Here is a 26,130-nt window from a genome sequence, read left to right as displayed (position 1 = left end):
GGATGGAAGCATCAATAAGACTGTTACTGATTTTTCTGATCTTCACTCGGGTTGCCTTGCTGATAAATTAATTCTCTACCAGGAATAGATCCAACAATTTTGAATTCAGTACGTCTGTTAAGTGCCCGCCCTTCAGGATTGTCTTTTCCATTTTTCAATTTATTGGGTGCTACAGGCTGGGTAGGGCCATAGCCTTTAGCGATCAAACGGTCAGAGGTAACTCCTTTACTTTCCAAATAATTTACCACACTTTGAGCACGGGAAAGTGAAAGCTTCTGATTGTATTTAAGAGTTCCTTTACTATCTGTATGGGAAGCAATCTCTACTATAATGCCGGGATTGTCTTTAAGCAAAGTAACAAGTGTATCTAAAGGAGGTAATGATTCCGGACGTAAGGTTGCTTTAGCAAAATCATAAAATACATTCTGTATACGCACGGGCTGTGATGTAATTTTTTTCATCAGTAAATCAATACGCATGGTATCACTATAATCCCTTTCTGCAACAGTAAAATCAGCTGACCCGGTGAGATAGCCCTGCTTTACAGATTTAAGTGTATAGAATTTTTTTGGCTGAAGATTAAAATAATACAGTGAATCAGCTTTAGATATCATGGCAGCACCTACTTGCTTCTGATGATCATCCACTAAAAACACTTTCGCTCCTGCAAGTGGCTGTCTTTTTTCTGCATCATATACATTTCCTCTTACAACATACCGGATAACATTCGGGTATTCTACACTCCATATATCATCACAGCAAGTTTCACTTTTCAAAGCTATAGTTCCGGGCCGGTTAGAGACAAGGTATCCTGAGTGCTGATTTTCATCTATTACGTAATACATATCATCAACACTTGAATTTAAAGGTACTCCTGCGTTTACAGGATCGGTCCATTTCTTATCCGTAAACCGGGTCTTATAAATATCAAATCCCCCTATTCCTATAAGGTCATTAGAACTAAAATATAGTGTCGATGTTTTAATGTCGAAAAAAGGTGTTATTTCATCACCTTTCGTATTAATATTTCTGCCAAGATTTACAGCTGTAGAAAATTTTCCTGTTTTATTCTCGAAAGCAGACATCCAAATGTCAAGTCCGCCGGACCCTCCGGGCCGATCAGAAGCCCAATATAGAATATCGCCTGTGGATGATCTGCCTACAGCAGGTTCTGTATTATTTGCATCGGGATAATTAACATTTTTATCCAGGGAATCCGGATCGCTCCAGACACCGTTTTGATATTCGCTCATATAGATGTTACATTTCATTTTCATACCCGCGCCCAGATCGCACTTTGTAAAATAGAACCGTTTTCTATCAGGTGAAAAAGCGCCATTCCCTGTATGTTGCTGGTCAGAATTGAAAGGGCCGGGAAATGCTACCGCTTTCTGAAAGTTATTTCCCACTTTTTTAGCTTCATAAAATTCTGAATACTGTCCATCTTTTTGCATTGCATCTACCACAATAGCAGAATCAGATTTCAGCGAAGCAAACAATAAAGCAGAATCGCCCAAAGAAACCGGGGCATAATCGCTGAAAGGATTATTCACTGATTCATTAAGGTGAATGATCTTAACGGAATCAGGTTTTTGTAAAAGCTTCAAAGCAAGATCGCATCCTTTGGACTCTGTCTGCGCTCTTTTCTTATAGGGTGCAAATTCATTATCCCTAGTATCTTTTAAGTTGCTGGTGAAGTCATCAAAAGCTGTTTTTGCTAAATCATATTTACCATTATATTTTAGAGCCAAACCATAATAATATTTTGCCAATGGATAATTAACGGCATTGGCATCTACCAGCTTTTTGAAGTAATTTTCAGCTTGTGCATAATCCCGCAGGTATAATTCAGACATACCCATTTGATAATTCGGGTATTCAGCGTCCGGAGTTTTTTTAAGCATTACCTGGTAATAATCTACGGCATTGTAATAACTGCCCAAGTTAAAAAGATAGTCTGCTTCCTTTTTACTCTTTTGCGGATTTAACTTTTGAACAGCCACTTTTTGGGCATACCCCTTTTCACACAAAAAAATTGTAAATATCAGCAGTAAGAAAAGATTCATAAATCGCATAACCATGGAGTAGTTTCGGTTAAAATTTATTCTAGTATCTGGGACAAAACATAACGGGCTGATCAAGTGTAATATTACCAAGGCATCCTGTATACATCAGTGAAATTTCAAAAGCACTGTTTCCGCTTGCTATATTATGAAGGGAAGAAGTATTGATATCATAGCTTAATCCCAACCGCACACGTTTATATTCAAATCCTATTTGCGGAATGATTGCATCCTTTATTCGATCATAAACTCCGGCATACAAATGAACATCGGGTGTAAAGGCATAAGCTAATCCCAGACCGAGGTTTGTCTCTCTTGCCTTGGACTGCATCAGGTACAGTGCCTGTGGAATAATGCTAAGCTTGTCTGTAACGCCAATCCGTAAACCTCCGTGAATGGTGGTTCTTAAATGCAAGTCATTTGTTCCGCTCAGAAAAGTCTCCTTCGGAGTGGTAAGATGGCTCTGAGCATCGCCCAGAAAAATATCAACTGCATGAGTAGGACTATAAGAAAGATATATACCTGCATTAAAGTCGGCATACCCGAATTTATCATCTATATTTTCTCCATTTGAAAGAGCCGGATCGAAAGAAGTACCATTAAACTGGGTTTCAAAAGTGAGTTTGGAAGGATCAATTCGTTTTTGCACATATCCTCCCTGCACGCCTAATGAAAGATTAAATTTATTATCGGCAAAACCATGCTGATAAGCAATAGATCCTAAAATGCTGAGATTGGTTAAAGCACCCTCTCCTGCCTGGTCATTTATTACTATTACGCCCAGTGATAAAATCCCGCTTTTAATAATTTTTGGTAAAACATTATTAATGTCAAATGAAATTGATGGTGTCTTATAAGGAATGGATACGCTTTTCCATTGGTTACGGTACATAACGCCGACACGGTAGTTGCAGTCATTGATTCCCGTCAATGCAGGGTTAAGTGAAAGGGGTGAGGAATAAAACTGAGAATAGTGAATATCCTGGGCAAAGGATAAAGAACAGTAGGCAAAAACGAGTATAAAAAGAGGTGTAAATTTTTTCATCGGCAGAATTTTTTCAATCATGAGTACTCATTGGCTGACAAATTCAGGAATTAAATCTAATGATGGATGTTTTTATACAATAAATTATTCACACCTGCTGGAAATTAACAGTCAACCATTCAAATGTAAAAATTTCAAGCTGAAGATTAAACTTTTTTCCTCTCTGTTTTTCTATTTGCTAAGGCAATTTTTGATAATTAAGCCCAGCTTTTTCAAAGCTTCGATCTTACAATATTTATGATATGGTTAAAGGAGCTATCAATGTCTGGAGAAGGTTTTATCCACACAATTAGTGCTAAAAATACCCCAGAGACAAATACAGACTTGTATACAATATTCCAGAAAATATTATGAAGGGGAGGAAGAAAAGAAGCGAAAATCAATATTGCAGTTGCCATCATCAAACCTTTGAGGTAATCTGCCGTAATTGGATGCATTCCGTATTTATAATATAGAAAGACAGACCGAATGGTATTGTATGAAAGAATTGATATACCGGTGGCAAGTGCAGCACCTAACATGTCGTATCTCGGTATCAGCCACCAATAACTTAAAAAGGTTACCGCTATCAGGTAAAGGTTTGTGAATAATATAAAACGAAAATGTTTTGAAGTTAAGATGATCTCACCATTGTTGCCGGTGCCAAGATCAAGCAGCCGTGATAATCCTAATATAAAAAAAACCCATTTTCCCTGAGCATAGGATTTTGGCAGAAATGAAAAAAAACTATCCAGGTTCACCCAGATTAATATAAAAATAAATGCACCAATTAATAAATTATTAATGGCAGTTTGAGAGTACATATTCTTGATTTTCCTAATGTCATTATTTTTCCATGCCTCTGAAAAAATAGGAACTACAATTTGTGTAATGGTTCGGGATGGAATAATGATAATGGTAGAAATAGTTACCACTACACCGTATATACCTACACTTACCAATCCGGATAATGCACCAAGCATAATCAAATCAATATTGGTAATAAAGATTCCGGATATAATGGTTAAAAACATGAACCCGGTATATCCTGCCATTTCCCGTGCAAAAGGCCGGGTTAAAAAACCGGAAAATGTACCGAGAAAGAGTTGTTTCCTCCATCGCAGATATAAGAGCATGGTAAGCACCTGCACAGCATAACCGCCCACGATTAGCATGACAAAAAACTTAAAATCAATGTATTTAAATATATAAAGTAGAATAGCAATGGAGTTACATATCCTGACCAACAGTTCCCGGATTATTGTCGGAACTATCGTTTTATACAGCGAACGGGAATATCCGGACAGTATTTCTGAAAAAAGTAAAAGTCCACCAATTGGCAATACGTACAGAATATATTCATTAAATAATTCTGCTTTAGCATGATAGAAAGACTTTATAGGCTCCTGAAAAATAAAATAAGCAAGAGAGAAAATAATCAACCCGGCAAAACCGGTAGTGAACAAGATCACCAGGAAACCATGGTGTTTTTTATCCCTTGAATTGAAGTAAGGGAAATAACGCAACGTTGTATATACAATACCAAGTGTTCCCAATTGGGAGAAAACAACGGCTGCACTAATTAACATCTTTACAAGCCCAACATCCTCTACCGTAGCAAAGCGCGGTAATAAATAATTGAAATTAATGAACCCCAAAGCCACCCCGGCATATGCCGCAATGGCTGAAGGAACGCTTTGACGTTTAACTATTCCCATGGTTGTTCAATCGGAACGTTAAAAGATAACGCAAAAAGGAGATAAAGCATTTTTTAAGACGAGTTTTAGTTTTATCAATTGCAACCCTTGTAATAGCTCACTCATAATATTATTTATTACCCGTATGAAAAAACGCTTTTTGCTCTATCTTAGCCTCATCTCAACTAGAGTACAAATTACTATTGAATGATTCCTCAATTTTTATTGGATAAAATAAATAACGGTGACAAAATATGCATTGAGCTAGGATGCGGACCTAATAAAAAAGAAGGAAAAATAGGCATAGATAAGTTAGCGCTACATGGAGTTGATATTGTGCATGATGCTGAGAATGGATTAATTTTTCTCCCTGATTCGTCTATAGATGAAATTAGTTCTTCCCATTTTCTGGAGCATATTTCAAATTTCGAATTTTTAATAAGTGAAATTCACCGGGTATTAAAACGGGATGGACTTCATATTGCAGTTGTTCCACATTTTTCCAATCCTTACTATTATTCAGATTATACTCATAAGCGTTTTTTTGGGTTATATACTTTTGATTATTTAGCAGATAATGACAGTGCTTTAAAACGGAAAGTACCTGGATTTTATTCAGCTGATAAATTCCATATAATGGAAAGAAAATTAAATTTTAAATCCCCATTTACCATCCGCCATTATTTCAAGCAGATAGTTAAAAAAATTGTAAATCTAAATAATGGTATAAAAGAATTTTATGAAGAAAACTTCTGCTGGTTGTTTCCCTGTGCAGAAATAATATTTGTGATGAGACCCGTAAAGTAAAAATGTATGGAGGGCCCTTTAGTTTCTATTATAACACCTACGTATAACCATGCACGTTTCCTGGATGCCTGTATTCAATCTGCCTTAAATCAGACTTATTTAAATTGGGAGATGATCATCGTAAATGATGGAAGCACCGATAATACAGAACATATTGCAAAAGCATATACCACTAAGGATTCCCGAATCAAACTCTTCACGCAAAAAAATAAAGGTGCATTTAAGCTGGTAGAAACCTACAATTTCGCCTTAGATAATACAAATGGAAAATACATAGCAATCCTGGAAGGTGATGATCTGTGGGAATCCCAAAAACTCGAGCTCCAGATTAAGGCTTTGGAAACCGATGAAAATATAGTACTTACCTGGGGACGTGCAAAAGTTATTGATGCCGACCAGACAAAAATAGATTCTGTAGAGCCGGATATGCACGAAACTCAGAGTATCCTTTTCGATAATACTCCTGCAGGAAACTTACTTAAGGTACTTTACTTCAGGAATTGTATTCCTGCCCTTACTATTGTGATCCGTAAATTCATATTATTGCAAATTGGGGGTTTTAAGAGCGGGAAGAACCTGCCGCTGATCGATTATCCGACTATTCTTGAGTTAAGCTTGAAGGGTAAATTTTACTTTGATGAAGCCGTTTTAGGTGCCTGGAGAACCTACGGGAACCAGGTTACCAAAAAATTCACCGTAGAAATTTTTAAAGGCCTTGCAGCATGCGCTATTGATCATTATAAAAAAAATAAAAATAATGACATCGTAAGTCAAATTGATTTCAATTCCATAGAGAGGTCTTGGGATAACCTGATTTTAATTGCATATGCCCGATCGGGGCGATATAAATTATTAAGAAAAGATTTTTCCGGTGCGCGCAAAGATTATCTGAAATCCATTCTTGCACCAGGTTTAACTAATGTCATCTGGCGGGCACGCTCCGCTGTTGGCTTTGTCTTTAGCTTGTTCCGGCTTAATGTGGAGGGTTTTGCAAAAATCCTTGGAAAGAAATCCTATAAAATATAATTTATTTGAAAGTTCTCTTTCTTACTGCCTGGTATCCATCAACGCAAAATTCATCTGCCGGTCTTTTCGTCAAAGAGCATGTAAAAGCAATTAAATTTTCAGGCGTAGATATTACAGTCCTATTTATTAATGTAAGTGAAAGCCACCGGCTTTATGAACATTATACGGAAACCTTTATAGATGAAAACGGAGTATTAACAATACAAATAAATATTCTTTCACGCTATTGGAAAAAAGTATATGCCATAACGCCATTCCTGTTCAGGCTGGCAAAAAAGGAAATTAAAAAACTTGAAAAAGAAAAAATCATTTTTAATTTCCTGCATTCAAATGTTATAAGCCCGTGTGGCATAATAGGATACTGGCTTTCAAAGGAATTGGAAATTCCACATATAATAACAGAACACTGGACAAAAGTGGATCGGTTTTTTACCAAAAATATATTTTTAGCAAGTGGATTACGTGCCTACAATACTGCAAAAGCTGTAACGGTTGTTTCCGGATATCTTAAACGCAACCTTATAAAATATATATCAGATGGAAGCAAAGTGCACACTATTCCAAATGTTATTGATGAATCTATTTATTACTACAAACCAAAGCCAAACGACCATTTAAAAGTTACATTTTCGGCAATAGCTAACTGGGCAGGAAATAAAATACCCTCTCTTTTTATAGATGCATTAGAAAAGGTTCAGCAGATAACAGAAAGGCAAATAGTCTTAAATATTGCCGGTACCGGGAATAAGCTGACCGAAGCACTTAACAAAAGAAATCTTGCCATTTCTGTTAACAGGCTTGGAATCCTCTCAAAAGATGAAGTGGGCGATCTGTTGAGAGCTTCCGACTTTTTTGTTCACGCTACCTTATTTGAAACATTTTCGGTGGTAGTTGCAGAAGCGCTGTCAACTGGTACTCCTGTAATAGCGTCAAACGTTGAACCGATTCCTGATCTGCTTCAAAACAAGCAGTTAGGTTATCTCTGTGAAAACAACCTTGAAGATTGGATCAATAAAATAAATAAAGCAATTACTACAAATTACAATCACGAGTACATTGCCGGTTTTCATAAAAATCGTTTTTCCCTTAAAAAAGTAGGAGCTCAGTTTAAACAATTATATGATTGATTTAAATGATTACACCACGTTAATTTCCTGAGGTTGTTGTTTCCCGGAGCAGAATACTTAATTCTTCTGTTAGTTTTCTCCTGGAATATTTTTCTATACCAGAACTTTGAATTGATAAAGTTCCAGCACGGTATTTAGCATACAGATGAACCAATTGTTGTTTCAGGGCTTCCTTGTTATAGTAATCATTTACTACACCGGCTTTGGCATCGAGAACTATTTTTCCTGCATCACCATCCTTAGGGGCAAAGCATAAAATAGGTCGTCCGGAACCGAGGTATTCAAAGAGCTTGCCTGTAATAATTTCTCTGGCAGTTGGTGTATTATTTACAGAGAGCAATAATACGGATGCTGCTTTCTGAATCTTGATTACTTCATTATGCGGTACATAATTTTGTAATACAAGAAATCGATCCAGCTGGTGTTTTGTGATGTCTGAAAGAATGAGTGGATCAATAATGCCCACCAGCTTTATCTCCAGGTCATCTTTTAATTTGGGGAATTCAGTTGTCAGCTCGGCTAAAGCCTCCCATAAAATATTTGGATTTTGAGTAGGAAGAAATGTTCCGGTATATACCATTGAAAATTTATTACCAGTCCTTTCCTCTGCTATTCCCAAGAAATCTTCTTCATCATATCCATTGGTGATAACCGAAATTTTTCCAGGTACAATTTTCTCCATATTTTCTTTCATGGAAGGAGAAACTACTATAACACGGTCCGCCGTATCCAACACTTTTTTTTCCAGAGCGCGATGTTTATCCATCACCCTTTTATTAAGTTGCAGGTTTAGGAGAAAATAATACGAGCTCCACGGGTCCCTGAAATCAACAATCCAGGGCAACCCGGTTTTTTTTTTCAAGGTTAGTCCGATCAATTGTAAGCTATGTGGAGGAGAGCTGGTAATTATGGCATCAACCGGATTTTTTTTTAAATAGTCTGTTAAAAACTTCACTGAGGGCCTGATCCAGAACTTACGTGGATCAGGTATTAATAAATTTCCCCTGATCCACGCCGCTGCCAGCTGTGACTTTGAACTTTTACCTGAAGACAAACCAGTATTTGGAGTAATCCGGTCTTCCTTTTCTTTCCTGTAAATAAATTTGTAAAGAGCATAGGGTTCCCAAATTTTTTTCTTTATTACTTCTACATCTTTTGGGATTTCATTTTCAAGTGAAGCATCGATTACCGGGTATTCACCATTCGCAACTGTATAAACAACAGGCTGCCATCCGAATGAAGGCAGGTATTTTACAAATTTCAACCACCGCTGCACTCCCGCGCCGCCACTAGGAGGCCAGTAATAGGTGATGATTAATACTTTTCTCATTAATTAAGAAAGGTTGAATACGCAGATAATAAAAAGGAATGCCATTCAATAGTGGAAATAAGCCCGAAAAAGAGTCTTAGGTTTGATTCCTATTTCGGGTTCTGTATTTTAAAAATTCCCGCAATCCCGCTCCAGTAAGAAGTAAAAGAACTAAAACTGAACTTGCATAGGCAACTTTTTCCCCGACATAATAAGAGGCAGGCTCAAACTTAAATTCTATAGTATGGCTTCCGCCTGGAATGCGCATTCCCCGCAAAATGTAGTTACACCGGAAATGATCTGTCTTTTTTCCATCCAGATATGCATTCCATCCCGGCTGATAATAAATTTCGGAGAATACAGCAACACGATCCTTTGAAGAAGTGGATTTATAGATTAAATCATTGGGCTCGTACTTTTCTAAAACTATGGAGGAGGTTAAATCATCGACAGGATTATAACCGCTTAACTGGGAAGAATACCGTTTATCAATAATTGCGGTAGTCGCAGGATTAAAATCATTTAAAGCACTCATTTCCTCATCAGCATCCTGTACTATTTTAATGCTGTCTGCAAACCAGGCATTATCGAGGGCCCCCGGATTAGGTTGAACCTGTTCACCCTGATCTTTAGATGGAACAATAATATATTTTGCATTCAGCATATTCAGAACAGAAATGTTAGGTCCCAGGTTTTTCTTCGCAGCCAAATCCTTACGATCAAGCTGATGCTCTATAATTTCCTGATAGCGCCGGAGCTTGGCAGCATGATATCCTCCTACACTTTTATGAAAATAAGAAGTGTGCGAATCATTCCAGGTGTCAGAAGCGAGATTTAATACTCTGTAGTCTTTTGAGCTTTCTTTCAGTATAAACTGATCTACTGCAGTGGGCTGAAATTCTTCATTATACTGGTTTTGATTTGTGAAATTATCGGCAGTCAAATACCTTTTCCCTACTGTAAAAAGGTCAATAAAAATAAGCAGTGTAATTCCGCCCATAAAGATATTCTTCTTAATACGGTCATTTACATACAACCAGATAACTGATGCAGACAATAAGACAAATACAAACGATCTGAAAGCATCAGTCCGCAGCGCATCCTTCCGATCGGATATAAGAGCGTTTATAACTTCCTGCTGGCTCTGGTACCTGACATCACTATTGCCGGTAAAGCTGAAAAAGGAGGTTCCGAACAAAGCAAAAAATAAACACAGTCCACCAACAATATAAAAGCTCCATTTCAATTTTTGAATTACCTCCTGCCTGGTAAAATCTCCGCGAATAATTTTCCATAGTACCATAATTCCCATGAAAGGGAATGTAAACTGCACCAGCACTAAAATCATTGCAACTACTCTGAATTTATTGTAGCCAGGGAAATAGTAGAAAAATAAATCAGAAAACCACATCATATTTCGTCCCCACGAAAGCATAATAGCAAGAACTGATACAGTGAGCAACCACCATCTCCACCGGTCTCTGATAAGAAACAGACCCAGTATAAACAGAAGACAAAAAATTGCTCCCACATAAACTGGTCCCCCTGTAAATGGTTGATCTCCCCAATAAAGCGGTTCGTGTTTCAAATAGGAATCTCTTTGATCCGGCGGCAGGTTTGCCGAATTTATAAGCTTGCTCCATTGAGAGTTTGCTGAAGCTTCCGATCCTGAGACGCCACCAAAAAAGTTTGGAATAAGCAATGTAAAAGTTTCCATTTTACCATAGCTCCACTGATATGCATAATCTTTATCCAGCCCGCCGGTGGATTGCTTATTTGAAGAAAGTTCGGATGGGCCACGAATGGTGGAAGGCACATAATCCTTTGTAGACCATAACATGGATAAATTGGTGAGCACTGCAAATGTGGCTGCTATTGCAGCAACACCTGCAGAAATTAATAACCTCTTAAAATCTTTTTCCCTGATTGCATAGATCAGCTCTACGATCCCGTAAACAATCATGAGAAGCATAAGATAGTAGGTAATTTGAAGGTGGTTTGCATAAATCTGCAGTGATAAGGCTACGGCTGTAATAATGCCACCCCAAACATATCTGCCATTTCGCAGCATAATGATTCCCGCAACAGCTAGCGGCAGCAAAGCAATTGCATGCATTTTTGTATTGTGGCCGGCTGCTATAATAATTAAATCATACGAGGAGAGTGTATAACCAATAGCTCCGGCTATCGATAACCATGGTGTTATGCCCACAGAAATCATTAAGAAGTAAAAACACAGAAAGGCAAGAAAAAATAACCGGGCGGGATGAGGGAAACCCATGTATAGCAAATCATCAAGGTATTGCAGAAGATTTCCTTTGTAAAACACGGTAATCTGGTAAGCCGGCATCCCGCCAAACATGGAATTCGTCCATAAAGCTTCTTTACCCATCTGTGCACGGTAATCTGATAGCTCCTTTGCCATTCCTTTGCCCTGAACTATATCACTCTGAAAAAGGACTTTATTGTCAAAGATCATAGGTGAAAAATACAAGCACGTGATAATAGCGAAGAGGATTACTGCCGCAGCATGCGGCAGAATCTTATTAAAAACAGCGATCTTAATATCAGGCGAAATCGTTTTTCTCTCCGAGGATATCGGTACTTTTTGCTTTATGCCGGCTTTCTCTTTCATGAATGGTTATAGTAAGAGGCGGTAAAAATAAAAAAATTGATGAGGCCAAGATTTTTATCGAAACAATCAATGGCTTTCATACTGTGTTATGGTATTCCATCTGACAAGATTAAATAGACGATTAGCTGGCTTTTGGTTTTGTACGACTTAGTTACATTTGTCACCTTTACTTTAAAGTATGAATGATACAATATTGGTGATAGGTGCATGTGGTCAAATAGGATCAGAATTAACACTTGCCCTGAGAAAAATTTATTCTAATGTAATTGCTGCAGACCTTAAAGAGCCATCCGTAGAGTTAAAAGAGTCAGGCCCGTTTGAACGGCTGGATGTGTTGAGTAAATCAGCTTTATATGAATTGATTAAAAAAAATAAAGTGAGTCAGATCTATCATCTTGCGGCTATACTTTCAGCCACGGGAGAAAAAAATCCTGAATTTGCCTGGCGTGTAAATATGAAAGGCTTAAGGCAGGTCCTGGATGCCTGTATTGATAACGCCATAAAGAAATTATTCTGGCCCAGCACAATAGCTGTATTCGGCCCTACGTCTCCAAAAATTAACACGCCCCAATGGTGCGTAATGGAACCCAATACTATTTATGGTATCAGCAAGCAGGCAGGGGAAAGATGGTGTGATTATTATTTTCAGAAGAAAAAACTGGATGTACGCAGCGTTCGCTATCCGGGGCTTATCAGCTATAAAACTGCCGGAGGCGGAGGGACCACGGATTATGCCATTGATATATATTTTGAAGCAAAAAAAAATAAAACTTTTACTTGTTTCCTGTCAGAAGATACGCGCCTGCCAATGATGTACATGCCAGATGCTATTCGTGGCACCATTGAAATTATGGAATCACCAATCGAAAAAATCAGGTTACGCTCGTCCTATAATATTGCATCTATTTCATTCACTCCAAAAGAACAGGCATTGTCTATTCTTAATTACATGCCCGATTTCAACATTGAATATGCCCCTGACTTCCGGCAAAATATTGCAGCCGGCTGGCCTGAAAGCATAGATGACACTGAAGCCAGAAAAGACTGGAACTGGAAACCACAATTTGATCTGAATGAAATGACTCAGGATATGCTTCTCAATATTCAATAAGCTTCTGACAAACCCTGTAAAAACCGAACTGTTTTTGCCAATTCTGAGTTATTCAGCATGATGTATTTTTGCTCTGTTAACTATATTCAATGTCAAAACTTTCAGTAAACTTTAAGCGGACAGCAGTTGTATTTTCTGTCATCGCTTTCTCACTTTGTATTTTGTATTTTTCATATGCCGGAATGGAAAAACCGGCAGCGGATAACCGCCAGCTGATCAGCCTTATCATGAATGGATTTAATGCGGTTCATTATGCCCCCCAACCGGTTAATGATGCATTTTCCGGGAAAATCTTTTATGAGTTTATTAAGAGGATTGATTACAATAAAAAAATCTTCACCCAAAAAGATATTGATCAGTTAAGTAAATACAAGACTTCTATTGATGATGAACTAAATGACAGTTCGTATGAATTTTTTGACGCTGTAATGAATCTCTATAGAAATCGTATTGATATGGCATATCGTTACAGCAAGCTGTCCATTGAATCACCTTTTACCTTCAGTGATGATGAAAGCATTGAGACGAATAGTGATAAGCTTTCTTTTGCCCCCGATTCTAATAAATTAAAAGATGAATGGAGAAAATATATGAAGCTGCAAGTGCTTCAGCAATTGAACGATAAATTGGTATCGCAGCAAAAGGCGATGGAAAAATCTGATACTGTAAAAGCAAAATCATTCGATCTGCTGGAAGAAGCATCGAGGGCTATGGTCAAAAAAAACAATGAAGAATTTTTCAGCAGGGTGCATGAATTAGAAGATAACGACTTTATGGCGGTATATCTTAACTGTATAGCAAATATTGAAGATCCGCATACAGAGTATTTTCCCCCGATTCAAAAACAAAATTTTGATATCCAGATTTCAGGTCAGTTAGAAGGTATTGGAGCTCAGCTTCAGCAGCGGGATGGTGAAATTAAGATAACAAGCATCGTTCCCGGAAGCGCGTCCTGGCGTCAGGGTCAGTTAAAAGCCAATGATGTAATACTAAAAGTTGGCCAGGGCAATGCGGAGCCTGTTAGTGTGGAGGGAATGCGTTTGGATAAAGCCATTCAGCTCATACGCGGTAAAAAAGGAACAGAAGTACGGCTCACGGTTAAAAAACCAGACGGAAACCAGCTTACAATTCCCATTATCAGAGATATTGTAGTGATTGCTGCTACCTATGCTCAATCCGTAATTATAAATTCTGCATCCCAAAAAATTGGTTACATCAAGCTACCTGAGTTTTATGCACCTGTTGATAGAAAAGGCGGCAGAAGCAGTTCGGATGATGTTAAAAAAGAATTGCAAAAATTAATAGCTGCAGATGTATCAGGAATTATTCTTGACCTGCGTGACAATGGAGGGGGTGCCCTGGTTGAAGCGGTAAAGATTGGAGGCCTCTTTATCAGCAGTGGCCCTATTGTTCAGGTACGCCAGCGTGAAGGAAAACCGAATGTGATGTCCGATACTGATCCCGCTGTAGTCTATAGCGGGCCTTTAACGGTTATGGTAAATGAGAATAGCGCTTCTGCGTCTGAAATTGTCGCAGCGGCTCTTCAGGATTACCATCGCGCAGTAATAATAGGAAGTGACAACACATACGGAAAAGGAACGGTGCAAAATCTTTTCGACCTTGATAATCTTGTTTCACGCCAGCAGAACAGTTTGCCCGAACTCGGCACTTTAAAAATTACCATTCAGAAATTTTACCGTATTAATGGAGGGGCTACACAGCTGAAAGGAGTGGTTCCTGATATTATTCTTCCTGATCCGTATGCTGAAATTCCCAATGGTGAAAAGGAAGATAAATATGCTATAAAGTGGGACGAGGTTACACCTGCCAGGTATGAGCCATGGAATGCCACATATAGTCTTGAGATTCTGAAATCTCAAAGTGAGAAACGTCTTGCTGCTAATCCTTCGTTTCAATTAATTAAAGAAGAAGCAGATGATTTCAAGGAACAAAGCGAGCATACCAGTTATTCACTGAATTATAAAAAATTCACCCAGCAACAAGCGGAACTTGACCTGAAACAAAAAAAATACGACGCGATCAACGCCGATAGTGAACTGCTGAAAGTTATGAATCTGGACGTGGACCTTTCAAGGGTAAATGCAGATTCAGTTACAGCAGCCAGCAATACACAATTTATAAAGAACCTAAAGAAAGATGTTTATTTAAATGAAGCTACCCAGGTTGTATTGAATATGAAACAGGAATAACAATTTAATTTCAATTCTATCCATAAGAATCCAGAGCACGAGAATCTTATGAATAGTTATGGAAACCACCTGAATTGTAAATTTCAATAAAATTATCATCTCAGGCCTTTCCTTTTAACCAGCTTCAATCCTGACCATTTTTCATCTACAGCACATACTTTCACGTCAACTAATCCCATTGACAGCTCCAATTCCCGAATGTAGTTTTCAGTAACATCCGAAATGATTCCTGATGATTTCCTGTATCAGGAAATCCAGATTATTCCATCAGGGCATAATCCGTGGTAAAAGAGAAGGCAGCATACTTCTAATTCTTTCAGGTTATTTGTAAAATAATGAATCAGGTTCAAATTGTATTCTGTATTGCCGGCCACCTTTATTCCTTCGGGCAAACTACCTAACAGGTAAAAATAGTTTTCAGGATGATTTATTAGAGCAATTTTATAATCTTCTTTAATCCCTAACTTTTTTACCAGAGGTGTTTTTGAGTAGCCGGCCATTATTACTATTTATGAGATAAGGCTATTTATATCAAATATGATTGTTCTTGTATCTTATTGATCTTTTCCGTTTTTTTATTCCGGTATTAACTCTATAGGATCTTTGATATTCATGGTCAATTCCTTTCCCCAACTCGTAGATTAATTCTATATTTGCCCTCTTCAAAAATTTTAAACCACTCATAATTATGCGAGGAAAAGGATTGATCACGTTTTTTTCAATAGCGTTGATCCTGATTTGTCTATACCAGTTATCCTTCAACTTTGTAACAAGCAATGCTGAAAAGAAAGCTCAGAATTTTGCAGAAAACAGTGTACTAAATGGTAAATCTATTGGGTCTGCTCTGCCTGCTAATAATGCAGTAGTGAAAGATTCTTTATTACTGCAGATCAGAAAGAAGCGTCAGGTTTACCTTGACTCCATTTCAAACCAAACCATTTATAATATTGGTATTGCAAAATATACCTATCAGGACTGTAAAGATCAGCAATTAAATCTTGGCCTCGACTTGCAAGGTGGAATGAATGTCGTGCTGCAGGTTTCTATTGCAGATCTTATTAAAGGGCTTGCAGATAACAGCACTGATCCAACTTTTATAAAAGCACTTGAACTGACAAAAGTTAAACTGCGTGCACAGCCGGAAGCAGACTTTGTGACTTTATTTGGCCAGGCCTGGAATGAAGTAGCTCCAAACGGAAAGCTGGCTTCAGTTTTTTCTACCAGGTCGAACCAAGATAAAATTAAATTTAATTCAACCAATGAGGAGGTCTTGAAATTTATTAAGACCGAAGAATCAGGATCATTTGACCGTACGTTTAATATTCTCCGTTCGCGCATCGATAAGTTTGGCGTAACACAGCCAAACATTACTGCACAACCCACTACAGGCCGCATTATCGTAGAATTACCGGGGGTTGATAATCCGAAAAGGGTGCGAAAATTACTGCAGGCAAGTGCTATTCTTGAATTCTGGGAGACTTATGATAACCAGGATTTTCATCCATATCTGGAGGCAGCGAATACTGCTCTTAAAAACCATCTCTCTCTTTCAGATACTACGGCAAAAAAAGATTCATCTGACAACCCGCTGGTGAACGGTGGATTGAATGCATCCAATAACCCTTTACAGTCAGTTTCCGATAGTGATAAATCTTCTGAATTAAATGCATCCGCTATTAAGGATACCGGTTCATTAACAAATAAAGATACCAGCGCCACGGCTGCGGCCGATGCACAACGAGGTGCAAAGGATAATCCTCTTTTTACAATTTTATCTCCGAACTTATATCAGGATCCTGCAGATAACCAGGTTAAATGGGCTCCAAGTCCCATGGTCGGAAAATGCCTCGGCAGGGATACTGCCAGGGTTAATGAATATCTGCAGATGGATTTTATTCGCGCAAATTTTCCCCGCGACGTTAAATTTTTGTGGAGTGCCAAGCCCTATGATGCTAAGAATAATGTCTATGAACTGTATGCAATTAAGAAACCTGTTGGGACTGATAAGGCTCCCCTCGAAGGAGATCAGGTAACCAGTGCAAGGCAGGATGTGGATCTTAATGGCAACCAGGAAGTTTCCATGTCTATGAATAACCAGGGCGCAAAAACCTGGAAGATAATGACCAGTAAAAACATCAATAAATACATTGCAATAGTACTTGATGATTACGTCTATTCTGCTCCGAAAGTTAATGGTGAGATTCCTAACGGAAGGTCTTCGATTACGGGAGGATTTAGTGTAGATGAAGCAAAGGACTTAGCTAATATCTTACAGACAGGAAAGCTGCCGGCTCCTGCCAGCATTATTGCAGAAGATGTGGTAGGTCCATCACTGGGACAAGAATCTATTCAGGCTGGTATTCGCTCTATTGTTATTGCCTTTATTGCAATCCTTGTATTTATGGTGCTTTATTATGGCTCCTCCGGGATTATTTCTGATATAGCTCTTTTCTTCAACCTCTTTTTTATTGTAGGGGTACTTGCATCCTTAGGCGCCACGCTTACGCTGCCCGGTATTGCAGGTATTGTTCTTACTATGGGTATGGCAGTGGATGCGAATGTTCTGATTCACGAGCGTATAAAGGAAGAATTAGCTAAAGGGAAAAACCTCGCTAAAGCGGTATCTGACGGTCACACCAAATCTTACTCCGCTGTTTTCGATACGCATTTAACTACTCTCATCACCGGTTTAATACTTGCTTACTTTGGCTTAGGCCCTGTATTAGGCTATGCCACTACTTTGAATATCGGTGTAATTATGACCCTGTTCACAGCTGTGTTCCTGGCGCATCTGATTTTTGACTGGATGCTAAAACGTGGTATGAATATAAAGTTCTCCACTCCCGTAAGCAGGTTTAACCTTACCAACCTTAATATTCAGTTCGTAAATAAAAGAAAATATGCGTACATCATTTCCGGTACACTTGCTGTAATCGGTTTAATCTCCATTTTTACTAAAGGGTTCGATTATGGTGTTGACTTCAGTGGAGGCAGATCCTATATCGTACAATTCGATCAGGATGTAACAACAGAAAGTGTTAAAGCGGAACTTACCAATGCATTTGGAGGAGTAGCGCCTGAAGTAAAAACGTATGGAGCTAACAATAAGGTAAAAATAACTACCGGATATAATGTAAACGAAACCACTTCGAGAGCTGATAGCATTGTAAATGCGAAACTATTTTCGGGGTTACAAAAATTTGTAGGGAATGAAGATTATGATACTTTTTTAAAGAAGAATCAATTGAGCTCACAGGTAGTGGGTCCGAGCATTTCTGCGGATATACTTCACAGCGCGTATAAGGCAATCTTGTTTTCTTTAATTGGGATATTTCTCTACATCCTGCTCCGGTTCCGTAAATGGCAGTTCGCGCTTGGTGCAATTATCTCCCTTGCGCATGACGTATTAATGGTGATGGGTGCCTATTCGTTGTTACATGGCATTGTGCCTTTTTCTTTAGAAGTCGATGAGTCATTTGTTGCGGCATGCCTTACTGTAATGGGTTACTCAGTAGCAGATACCGTAATTGTTTTTGACCGTATCCGCGAATTTTTACGTGAGCATCCGCTGATGGATACTAAGAAGACAATAAATGACGCCATCAATATGACGCTGAACCGAACAGTTATCACCTCCTCTACCGTGTTGCTGGTACTGCTCATCCTGTTTATTTTTGGAGGTGACGTTATACGGGGATTCTCTTTTGCACTCTTGCTTGGTATTTCATTTGGGACCTACTCTTCCATTTTTGTAGCTACGCCAATTGTGGTAGATCTTACCAGGAAGAAAGTATTAAAGGCAGAAACACCTCAGTCAAAGCGGCCCGTTCCTGTGAAGTAATATTATTTTAAAAAAATCTATATATTTAAAAGGCTGTCTCAATGGGCAGCCTTCTAAATTTTAATAAATTATCCACGGCTGGGGAAAATGGATAATTACTGTTAAAAGTTAATACAGAATGAAATACACTTTTAACTGAAGAAATGTATATCGTTAAATATATCACACAGGAATATCCTTTCGGGAAAGCTTTATATTATTAGGTGATAACAGTACTTACCATGAAAAAAAACATGATGTGGCTTTATTTGTAATAAGCGGCGTCATTCTCTTTTGTCCTGAGGCCCCCCGATTGATTCCCTCATTTTTGTATCCGCTTGTATATTTTGCATTTTATAGTAATCCATAATTCCAAGATGGCCGCTTCTGAATGATTCAGCCATTGCCTGTGGTATCATTGCTTCTGCTTCAATTACTTTGGCACGCATTTCCTGTGCCCGTGCCTTCATTTCCTGCTCTTGAGCAACGGCCATTGCTCTACGCTCCTCGGCTTTTGCCTGTGCAATATTCTTATCGGCATTTGCCTGATCCATTTGCAGCTGAGCGCCAATATTTTTGCCCACATCAATATCTGCAATGTCAATTGACAATATTTCAAAAGCTGTTCCGGCGTCTAATCCTTTCGCCAAAACTACTTTGGAAATTAAATCAGGATTTTCCAAAACATCTTTATGTGAGGCCGAAGAGCCAATACAACTTACAATGCCCTCTCCTACCCGGGCAAGCACTGTTTCTTCACCAGCACCACCTACCAATTTATTAATGTTAGTCCTCACCGTAACTCTGGCTTTAGTAATAAGCTGGATGCCATTTTTTGCTACTGCGGTTACAGGGGGAGTGTCGATAACTTTAGGATTAACGGACATTTGTACGGCTTCAAAAACCTCTCTGCCGGCCAGGTTAATGGCAGTAGCCATTTTCCAGTTAAGCGGAATATTTGCTTTATCAGCAGAGATCATTGCACGTATAACCTGGTTCACATTTCCGCCAGCGAGATAATGCGTTTCAATTTCATTAGATGAAACCTTAAGGCCAGCTTTGGTTGAGTTGATAAGCGCATTTACTACCAGTGAAGGCGGCACTTTACGAATGCGCATAGCAACCAGCTGTCCGATTCCTATAGGTGCACCTGCAACCCATGCAGTTATCCATAGGTTCAGCGGTACAATATATAAGAACAGGAAAATAGCGATGATAACAACTGCTGCCACTACAGCCAGGAAAATAGTTTGATCCATGGACTACAATTTCATTTTTATGAAGATTTTATTCATTGAAATCTTTATTACTTCGATAGGTGTCTTTTCATCGATATATTCACCCATAGATTCCACCTCATAGGTAGTATCATTAAACAATGCTTTCCCTATGGTTCCGATTTTAGAAAGGGCAATTCCAATGTCGCCCACCTTAATTTTCTCTGTATCTATTAAATTCATTTTTCCATGCTGAATAGTTTTAAGAGTAATCACATTAAAAAGACCTGATTTAAATCCGAACATAATAGAAAGAACAGTAAATAAAGCAGTTGAAATCAATGTAATTGTTCCGGACACAATTCCGAAAGTACCGTAAGCCAGAACTACTCCTGTAACCATTGACATTGCGCCGATGGCTGCAAAAATGGTAATACCGGGAATAAAAAATACTTCCAGAAAAACAAGTATCCAACCAGCTAACAATATTAAAATTACCTCCCACCAGCTCATCAAATGGAAATTTTAGCAAAGATACTGGAGAAAGAGATGATAACTAAGCACCGACCTTGTATTCTATATTTGTCCCGTGAAAATTAAGTTACTTGCTGTTTCCAAACTGCGCGATTCAAATTTAGATGCTATATTTTCAAGTTATATGAAAAGGTTACAGCATTATAGTGAATTTGAATTTATAAATATTAAACCTCTGAAGGCTAAAGACATTCTTGACCAAAAAAGATCTGATGCGGAATTAATCATTAAAAAATTATCTTCCGATGATTTTTTGGTATTGCTGGATGAGAAAGGGAGAGAATTTACATCGTATCAGTTCGCAGCCTGGATGGAAGGAAAAATCAACAGTGGTCTTAAATCTTTAGTTTTCATAATAGGAGGCACATATGGATTTGACGAAAAACTAAGCAACCGGAGCAATGAAAAAATTTCTCTCTCAAAATTTACACTACCTCACATGCTCGTAAAAATAATTTTTGCAGAACAGTTATATCGAACCTTTACCATTCTTAAAAATGAAAAATATCACCATTAGTGCAGAAACTTTAATGATATTAGTTATGATTTTTAATATTATTTCCTGTTTATAATATGGGCATCGTTATCCTGATCATATTGGTAAATGCGGCGGCTTCATTCGCGGCTTTTAATTCTGCCGACCTTATGAACCGATTGCTAATGCGACCCTACGCGATAAAGAATTATAATCAATGGTATCGTTTTATAACCTCCGGATTTATTCATGCCAACTGGACCCATCTACTTTTCAATATGCTCGTATTTTATTCTTTCGGGCAGGCAGTAGTGAGCTACTATAATTATTACTTTGGAAGTCATGCTACTTATTATTTTATAATTCTTTACCTCGGAAGTATGGTTACTGCAGATTTACCGACCTACATCAAGCACCGGAATGATTCCTGGTATGCAAGTCTTGGAGCCTCAGGAGCTGTTTCTGCGGTTTTATTTACCTCCATTCTGATTAATCCCTTAGCAACTGTCTACTTTTATTTTTTTCCAATGCCCGGAATTGTGATGGGCGTTTTATATTTGATTTACTCCTGGTACATGGCAAGAAAAGGAGGTATAGATAATATTAACCATGATGCGCATTTTTATGGAGCTCTATGCGGTATCATCTTTACTTTATTACTCAGGCCTGCTTTTGGCTCGGAGTTTATTGGCAAATTGCTGCACGTAAGTTTCTAACATTATTTAGTTTACAGAATCATTTTGCATCCCAGGAAATTCAACAAAAAAAATGATTGATTTAAGAAGCGATACAGTAACGCGGCCTACTAAAGCAATGCTTGAAGCAATGGTGAATGCAGAAGTAGGAGATGATGTTTTTGGGGAAGATCCCACCATTAATGCACTGGAGGAAAAAGCATCGAAGATGTTCGGGAAGGAGGCTGCACTCTATTGCCCTTCCGGAACCATGACCAATCAGCTTGCTGTAAAGAATCATACTCAGCCTGGTGATGAAGTGATCATTGAACGGACCAACCATGTTTATTTTTACGAAGCGGGAGGCATCGCTTTTCACTCCGGCTGTTCAGTAAGGCTGATACATGGAGACCGGGGCCGCATAAAACCACAGGATATCCTTGACAATATCAATCCCATAAATGATCATCACACAAATACACGCCTGGTAAGCATTGAGAATACCGCAAATCGGGGAGGCGGCAGTTATTATACGCTGCCAGAAATGATCGCGCTGGGTAAAACAGCCCATGATAACGGCCTTAAAATTCATCTGGATGGCGCGCGCATTTTTAATGCTTTGGCAGAATTAAATATAGCGCCGGCCGAACTAGGCCCTCAATTTGATTCTATCTCTGTATGCCTCTCAAAGGGATTGGGATGCCCTGTGGGTTCACTACTATTAAGCAATAAAGAATTTATTAAAGGTACCCGCAAATACAGAAAAATATTCGGCGGGGGAATGCGACAAGCCGGACTTTTAGCAGCAGCCGGGATTTATGCTCTCGACCATCATGTTGGCCGGTTAAAAGACGATCACCGCAAAGCCAAAGCAATTGGTGCCTTTTTAGAAACAGCTTATTATACGGACTGGATGCTTCCTGTGGAAACAAACATTATTATTTTCAAGCTGAAAGATGAATTTTCTGCGGAGAAGTTCACGGCACTATTAAAAGAAAGCGAAATTCTATGTATTCCTATTGGAAAAAATCAGGTACGTATGGTTACACATCTTGATGTAGATGATTCCATGGTTGAAAAAGCAATTAGCATTTTATCCCGGGTTAATCTTTAAAATCCGCTAAATTCCTTCTCTGTTAAACTAGTTACCAATGCCTAAAATTCCACTATGGGTACCCTTTATTTTATTGGTGGGAATTTTATTGATTCATTTTTTTTTTCTGAATGCTGATCCGGATATTAATCTTTCTCTAAGCCGCGATGCTTTTACTGATGAAGGCCTGAATACGAGCCAGCTGCGAAACTATATTAATCATGGTGATTTAGACATGACCGAATGTGACAATTTGATTAAGACACCACTATTCAATCTCCTGTTATACATTCCGCTGAAATTTGCCGGAACCCATCTTATTGTAGCCAGGCTAACGGTTCTCCTTATAGTCCTTACAGTAATGTTTATTTCTTGCCGGAACAACTATTACAGAACTGTAATGGTAATATTTTGCTTTACCACATTGATACAATATTTCGTATTCCAGTACAGCCATTTCAGCCTAAGCGAAATGATGAGCACATGCTGGAATTTTTTATCTGTCTATTTTTTATTCAGGCTGTTCACGATTGAGCAAAAGAAGTTATTTCATTTATTATGTTCTGTCTTGTTCAGCGCATTTTCTTATTATACTAAAATCCAGTTTTTATATATTGTATTGTTAGCTCCAGCATGTGTTTCTCTTATATATATACTGGAAAGAAAAAAATTACTTACTGCCGAAAACGTTTCCAGGAATATTTTCCTGACGGTATCTTTCACGCTGCTATTTATCACATTTTATATGCTGTGCTGGTACCTGCCTTTTAACAGGCCCTTCAATTATATGCTACAAAATGAAGCAACCGACAAGTACGCTGCAATTGCAGGAATTCCTAAAATTATGTTGAGCAATATCAAAAATTTACTGCTGAATCCACAGGGAAGGTTGTATAATGCCTTGTCTTTTATCACTGTTATCTTTGGTTTTTTTCTTTGGAAAAGATCAGTTCACAGTCAGTTTAAGATACTGTTTCCGCTCCTTCTGGTATGGCTTCTGCTGGAGTTGCATAAGCTAACAATGACCTATCTGCCATCCCGTTATTTAGTCAGCTATTATTTTGTTGCGGGTCTTTTATCAAGTGTAGTTATTGCTGAATTGATCTTCCATTTGCAAAACGAAAAGAAGTTTTTTCTTTCTTTTTCAAGGTTTATCGGCGGTTCATTGCTAATACTTTTCACAACAATAAATTTATACGAACTGGGTCAACTTTACCATCGCCGTACTTATGCCATTCGCGACATTAATAATTATTTTTCCACCTCTTTTAAAAAAAATAGTGCAATAATGATCGGACCATGGGCTCCTTCTTTAGGTTGGGAAAGCGATGCTATCACAAAACCCGTATGGCGTAATTTTATGAATGATAAAAATATTTTCAACGCAATTCATCCTGATGTAATTCTTTCTGAGCCTGATGAGGAAGAGTCTAACCATGCATATGTTTCTCAGGGAATCAGATTAGCAGAGTACGCTGATTCTATCCGAAGTTTTCAGGTCGGCAAATGGAAAATTAATGCCTACTGGATAAAAAAGTAGCCTCCATTCCTAAAGAGCATTTAATGAAGAACCACAATCATTAAATAATATTCATTTAACTTTTTCCTTTTTTACATAATACCTGTCACTGTTCACATCAAAATCTTCTGCTTTTAATTTTGGGAAGGTTATCGTTTGCCAGTCACTGGTAGAATGAATTAGCATGTATTGCCTTACCATTTTACCCAAATAAAAAGAAGAGGCACTCGTTACTTCCACAGGCATATTAAACGATCCTACATCTGTTTTCCAACGGTAGGTAAGTCGAAGCTTTTTTCCTTTCTGCCTGGTTTTATATTCCAATACTGGAGGAGCCGCGTAGTGAAGGTACTGATCAAAAAAAGCGGTATTATCTTTTCCTGAAACCTCATTAATAAAAGCAATTAACTGATCCGAAGTAATGGTCTGTAATTTAAAATGCTGTTGAATTTCATAAAGGATATTAAAAAACAAAGAGTCATTATTAACAACACTTCTGAAAGTGTGAAGCATCCAGGCCCCTTTATTGTATAAATCTTTATCCTTTGCATCATAATTAACATTGTAAGGCCCGATATTAGGTTGCTTGTCCACGATTTTCCATCGTTGTGTTTTAAGGTAATCAATGGAAGCATTGTAACCTGCATTGCATTCGATAAATAATGCCTCGGCGTATGTGGCAAACGATTCATGAATCCACATATCTGCTGCATCCTTTACAGATACATTATTGCCCCACCACTCATGAGCTGATTCATGCACGATTATATAGTCAAAGCCTTGCTTATTATTTGTATAATTATTCCCATAAGAAATTGCTCCCTGGTGTTCCATTCCCCAATAATTTGTTTCCACCAATGCATATCCATCACGCCAGAAAGGATACCGGCCAAAATATTTTTCATAACAGGCCATCATCAATTTCACTTGTTGAAAGTGCTCCTTAGCAGCATTTACATTATCCGGAAGCACATAGTAATCCAGCTGTAAAGTGTCTGAACCACTTAAGTAATAGTCACTGAAATGAGAATAGCCGGCAATGTTAACTGTAACATTATAATTATTTATAGGATAGCTGACAAACCATTGCCATTTTGTAGTGCCGTTTGCCTCAGGCGTGGTATCACGAAGGTTTCCATTGGAGATGCAGCTCAAGCCCGTTGGTACGGTAAAAGTGATCTGCATGCTATCTGGCTCATCGCTTAAATGATCTTTACATGGCCACCATAGCGAAGATCCTGTTCCTTCACATGCCACACCTATCCAATCCTGGTTTTTCGCATCTTTTTTCCAGACAAAACCACCATCCCACGGCGGTGATTTTGCTACTTGAGGAACGCCCGAATAATATATTGTCAGCAATTTTTTTTCCAACACTTTTTGTATGGATGGAAATTTAATAAATACGGCATTTTGATCTCTTCGGTATTTCAGATTCTCATGGTTGAAAACGATACTGTCAATTTTTATTTTATGAAACAGGTCTATCTGCATAGAATCAAAATCGGCCAATACATCGAAATATATAGTGTTATTTCCCTTAATGGAATGGCGTTTTATATCTATACCCATCACTAAATCATAAAATGTTACATCGTAACAGGAACGGGCAGGAGTAAGCATTCCGCGTAAAGAATCTGCATGAGTAAATGGATTTAAGGAATCGGCTTTTACCTGGGAATAAGTGATACCAGGGTAGAATGAGACAGTAACTAAAGTGAAAAATAATAGGATAAATTTCATGGTCTACAATACAATAGTCTTTCTCCCGTCAATATTACTGACATTT

18 protein-coding genes and 1 pseudogene are annotated in these 26,130 nt (G+C 38.2%); 10 read left to right on the top strand and 9 right to left on the bottom strand.

What is annotated here, in order from left to right; all coding sequences use genetic code 11:
• Window positions 1-23: 23 nt before the first annotated feature.
• The 3 genes from H0W62_07365 to H0W62_07355 form a co-directional block, all read right to left on the bottom strand.
• Window positions 24-2,003: an OmpA family protein gene (locus H0W62_07365; protein ID MBA3648353.1), complete on the bottom strand. Its 1,980-nt coding sequence runs from the start codon at window positions 2,001-2,003 to the stop codon at window positions 24-26.
• Between the two features lie 103 nt (window positions 2,004-2,106).
• The gene (locus H0W62_07360; GenBank protein MBA3648352.1) at window positions 2,107-3,108 is read right to left on the bottom strand and encodes a PorP/SprF family type IX secretion system membrane protein; all 1,002 of its coding nucleotides are present in this window, start codon (window positions 3,106-3,108) and stop codon (window positions 2,107-2,109) included.
• 212 nt (window positions 3,109-3,320) lie between these two features.
• On the bottom strand, window positions 3,321-4,805 hold the full coding sequence (locus tag H0W62_07355; GenBank protein MBA3648351.1) for a lipopolysaccharide biosynthesis protein: 1,485 nt from the start codon (window positions 4,803-4,805) through the stop codon (window positions 3,321-3,323).
• 186 nt (window positions 4,806-4,991) lie between these two features.
• Between H0W62_07355 and H0W62_07350 the strand changes: the two genes are divergently transcribed.
• Genes H0W62_07350 through H0W62_07340 form a run of 3 tightly spaced genes read left to right on the top strand, consistent with a single transcriptional unit; the run spans window position 4,992 to window position 7,744 of the window.
• Window positions 4,992-5,591 (top strand): methyltransferase domain-containing protein, encoded by a 600-nt coding sequence (locus tag H0W62_07350; GenBank protein ID MBA3648350.1) that lies wholly within the window; start codon window positions 4,992-4,994, stop codon window positions 5,589-5,591.
• A 6-nt stretch (window positions 5,592-5,597) separates the two neighbouring features.
• Window positions 5,598-6,617 carry a glycosyltransferase gene (locus tag H0W62_07345; protein MBA3648349.1) on the top strand — a complete coding sequence of 340 codons (1,020 nt, stop codon included), beginning with the start codon at window positions 5,598-5,600 and terminating at the stop codon, window positions 6,615-6,617.
• 5 nt (window positions 6,618-6,622) lie between these two features.
• On the top strand, window positions 6,623-7,744 hold the full coding sequence (locus tag H0W62_07340) for a glycosyltransferase (protein ID MBA3648348.1): 1,122 nt from the start codon (window positions 6,623-6,625) through the stop codon (window positions 7,742-7,744).
• 19 nt (window positions 7,745-7,763) lie between these two features.
• Here the strand turns inward: H0W62_07340 and H0W62_07335 are convergent, their stop codons facing one another.
• Both H0W62_07335 and H0W62_07330 read right to left on the bottom strand, forming a co-directional pair.
• Complete coding sequence (locus H0W62_07335; GenBank protein ID MBA3648347.1) at window positions 7,764-9,074, bottom strand: glycosyltransferase family 4 protein; 1,311 nt, start codon at window positions 9,072-9,074, stop codon at window positions 7,764-7,766.
• A gap of 76 nt (window positions 9,075-9,150) precedes the next feature.
• Window positions 9,151-11,688, bottom strand: a complete 2,538-nt coding sequence (locus tag H0W62_07330) for a YfhO family protein (protein ID MBA3648346.1) — start codon at window positions 11,686-11,688, stop codon at window positions 9,151-9,153.
• Window positions 11,689-11,866: 178 nt separating this feature from the next.
• Between H0W62_07330 and H0W62_07325 the strand changes: the two genes are divergently transcribed.
• Both H0W62_07325 and H0W62_07320 read left to right on the top strand, forming a co-directional pair.
• A complete protein-coding gene (locus H0W62_07325; GenBank protein MBA3648345.1) occupies window positions 11,867-12,799 on the top strand; it encodes an NAD-dependent epimerase/dehydratase family protein in 933 nt (310 codons plus the stop codon).
• Window positions 12,800-12,981: 182 nt separating this feature from the next.
• Window positions 12,982-15,009 (top strand): carboxy terminal-processing peptidase, encoded by a 2,028-nt coding sequence (locus tag H0W62_07320; protein MBA3648344.1) that lies wholly within the window; start codon window positions 12,982-12,984, stop codon window positions 15,007-15,009.
• A 95-nt stretch (window positions 15,010-15,104) separates the two neighbouring features.
• Here the strand turns inward: H0W62_07320 and H0W62_07315 are convergent.
• Window positions 15,105-15,509 (bottom strand): annotated as a pseudogene (locus H0W62_07315) (DUF3052 domain-containing protein).
• 188 nt (window positions 15,510-15,697) lie between these two features.
• Here H0W62_07315 and secDF point away from each other — a divergent pair.
• Window positions 15,698-18,850, top strand: a complete 3,153-nt coding sequence (gene secDF / locus H0W62_07310) for a protein translocase subunit SecDF (protein ID MBA3648343.1) — start codon at window positions 15,698-15,700, stop codon at window positions 18,848-18,850.
• 263 nt (window positions 18,851-19,113) lie between these two features.
• Here the strand turns inward: secDF and floA are convergent, their stop codons facing one another.
• Window positions 19,114-20,088: a flotillin-like protein FloA gene (gene floA, locus H0W62_07305; GenBank protein ID MBA3648342.1), complete on the bottom strand. Its 975-nt coding sequence runs from the start codon at window positions 20,086-20,088 to the stop codon at window positions 19,114-19,116.
• A gap of 3 nt (window positions 20,089-20,091) precedes the next feature.
• Window positions 20,092-20,559 carry a hypothetical protein gene (locus tag H0W62_07300; protein MBA3648341.1) on the bottom strand — a complete coding sequence of 156 codons (468 nt, stop codon included), beginning with the start codon at window positions 20,557-20,559 and terminating at the stop codon, window positions 20,092-20,094.
• A gap of 76 nt (window positions 20,560-20,635) precedes the next feature.
• Between H0W62_07300 and H0W62_07295 the strand changes: the two genes are divergently transcribed.
• From H0W62_07295 to H0W62_07280, 4 genes are read left to right on the top strand one after another with little or no spacing between them, the layout of a single operon-like run.
• A complete protein-coding gene (locus H0W62_07295) occupies window positions 20,636-21,097 on the top strand; it encodes a 23S rRNA (pseudouridine(1915)-N(3))-methyltransferase RlmH (protein ID MBA3648340.1) in 462 nt (153 codons plus the stop codon).
• Between the two features lie 56 nt (window positions 21,098-21,153).
• Complete coding sequence (locus tag H0W62_07290) at window positions 21,154-21,771, top strand: rhomboid family intramembrane serine protease (protein ID MBA3648339.1); 618 nt, start codon at window positions 21,154-21,156, stop codon at window positions 21,769-21,771.
• A gap of 52 nt (window positions 21,772-21,823) precedes the next feature.
• Window positions 21,824-22,843 (top strand): aminotransferase class V-fold PLP-dependent enzyme, encoded by a 1,020-nt coding sequence (locus H0W62_07285; GenBank protein MBA3648338.1) that lies wholly within the window; start codon window positions 21,824-21,826, stop codon window positions 22,841-22,843.
• Window positions 22,844-22,880: 37 nt separating this feature from the next.
• Window positions 22,881-24,362: a hypothetical protein gene (locus H0W62_07280; protein ID MBA3648337.1), complete on the top strand. Its 1,482-nt coding sequence runs from the start codon at window positions 22,881-22,883 to the stop codon at window positions 24,360-24,362.
• 51 nt (window positions 24,363-24,413) lie between these two features.
• On the opposite strand, the gene H0W62_07275 is transcribed toward H0W62_07280, so the two are convergent.
• Complete coding sequence (locus tag H0W62_07275) at window positions 24,414-26,084, bottom strand: M1 family metallopeptidase (protein MBA3648336.1); 1,671 nt, start codon at window positions 26,082-26,084, stop codon at window positions 24,414-24,416.
• Window positions 26,085-26,130: the final 46 nt, after the last annotated feature.

Source organism: Chitinophagales bacterium, from assembly GCA_013816805.1.
Classification (GTDB): domain Bacteria; phylum Bacteroidota; class Bacteroidia; order Chitinophagales; family UBA10324; genus MGR-bin340.
Note: the sequence above shows the minus strand (reverse complement) of the source record. Positions and strands in the feature narration are given on the sequence as shown.

Coding starts and splice junctions, on each gene's coding strand:
- H0W62_07360 (MBA3648352.1), bottom strand. CDS start 3,108: ATGAAAAAATTTACACCTCTTTTTATACTCGTTTTTGCCTACTGTTCT.
- H0W62_07355 (MBA3648351.1), bottom strand. CDS start 4,805: ATGGGAATAGTTAAACGTCAAAGCGTTCCTTCAGCCATTGCGGCATAT.
- H0W62_07350 (MBA3648350.1), top strand. CDS start 4,992: ATGATTCCTCAATTTTTATTGGATAAAATAAATAACGGTGACAAAATA.
- H0W62_07345 (MBA3648349.1), top strand. CDS start 5,598: ATGGAGGGCCCTTTAGTTTCTATTATAACACCTACGTATAACCATGCA.
- H0W62_07335 (MBA3648347.1), bottom strand. CDS start 9,074: ATGAGAAAAGTATTAATCATCACCTATTACTGGCCTCCTAGTGGCGGC.
- H0W62_07330 (MBA3648346.1), bottom strand. CDS start 11,688: ATGAAAGAGAAAGCCGGCATAAAGCAAAAAGTACCGATATCCTCGGAG.
- H0W62_07325 (MBA3648345.1), top strand. CDS start 11,867: ATGAATGATACAATATTGGTGATAGGTGCATGTGGTCAAATAGGATCA.
- H0W62_07320 (MBA3648344.1), top strand. CDS start 12,982: ATGGAAAAACCGGCAGCGGATAACCGCCAGCTGATCAGCCTTATCATG.
- secDF (MBA3648343.1), top strand. CDS start 15,698: ATGCGAGGAAAAGGATTGATCACGTTTTTTTCAATAGCGTTGATCCTG.
- floA (MBA3648342.1), bottom strand. CDS start 20,088: ATGGATCAAACTATTTTCCTGGCTGTAGTGGCAGCAGTTGTTATCATC.
- H0W62_07300 (MBA3648341.1), bottom strand. CDS start 20,559: ATGAGCTGGTGGGAGGTAATTTTAATATTGTTAGCTGGTTGGATACTT.
- H0W62_07290 (MBA3648339.1), top strand. CDS start 21,154: ATGGGCATCGTTATCCTGATCATATTGGTAAATGCGGCGGCTTCATTC.
- H0W62_07285 (MBA3648338.1), top strand. CDS start 21,824: ATGATTGATTTAAGAAGCGATACAGTAACGCGGCCTACTAAAGCAATG.
- H0W62_07280 (MBA3648337.1), top strand. CDS start 22,881: ATGCCTAAAATTCCACTATGGGTACCCTTTATTTTATTGGTGGGAATT.
- H0W62_07275 (MBA3648336.1), bottom strand. CDS start 26,084: ATGAAATTTATCCTATTATTTTTCACTTTAGTTACTGTCTCATTCTAC.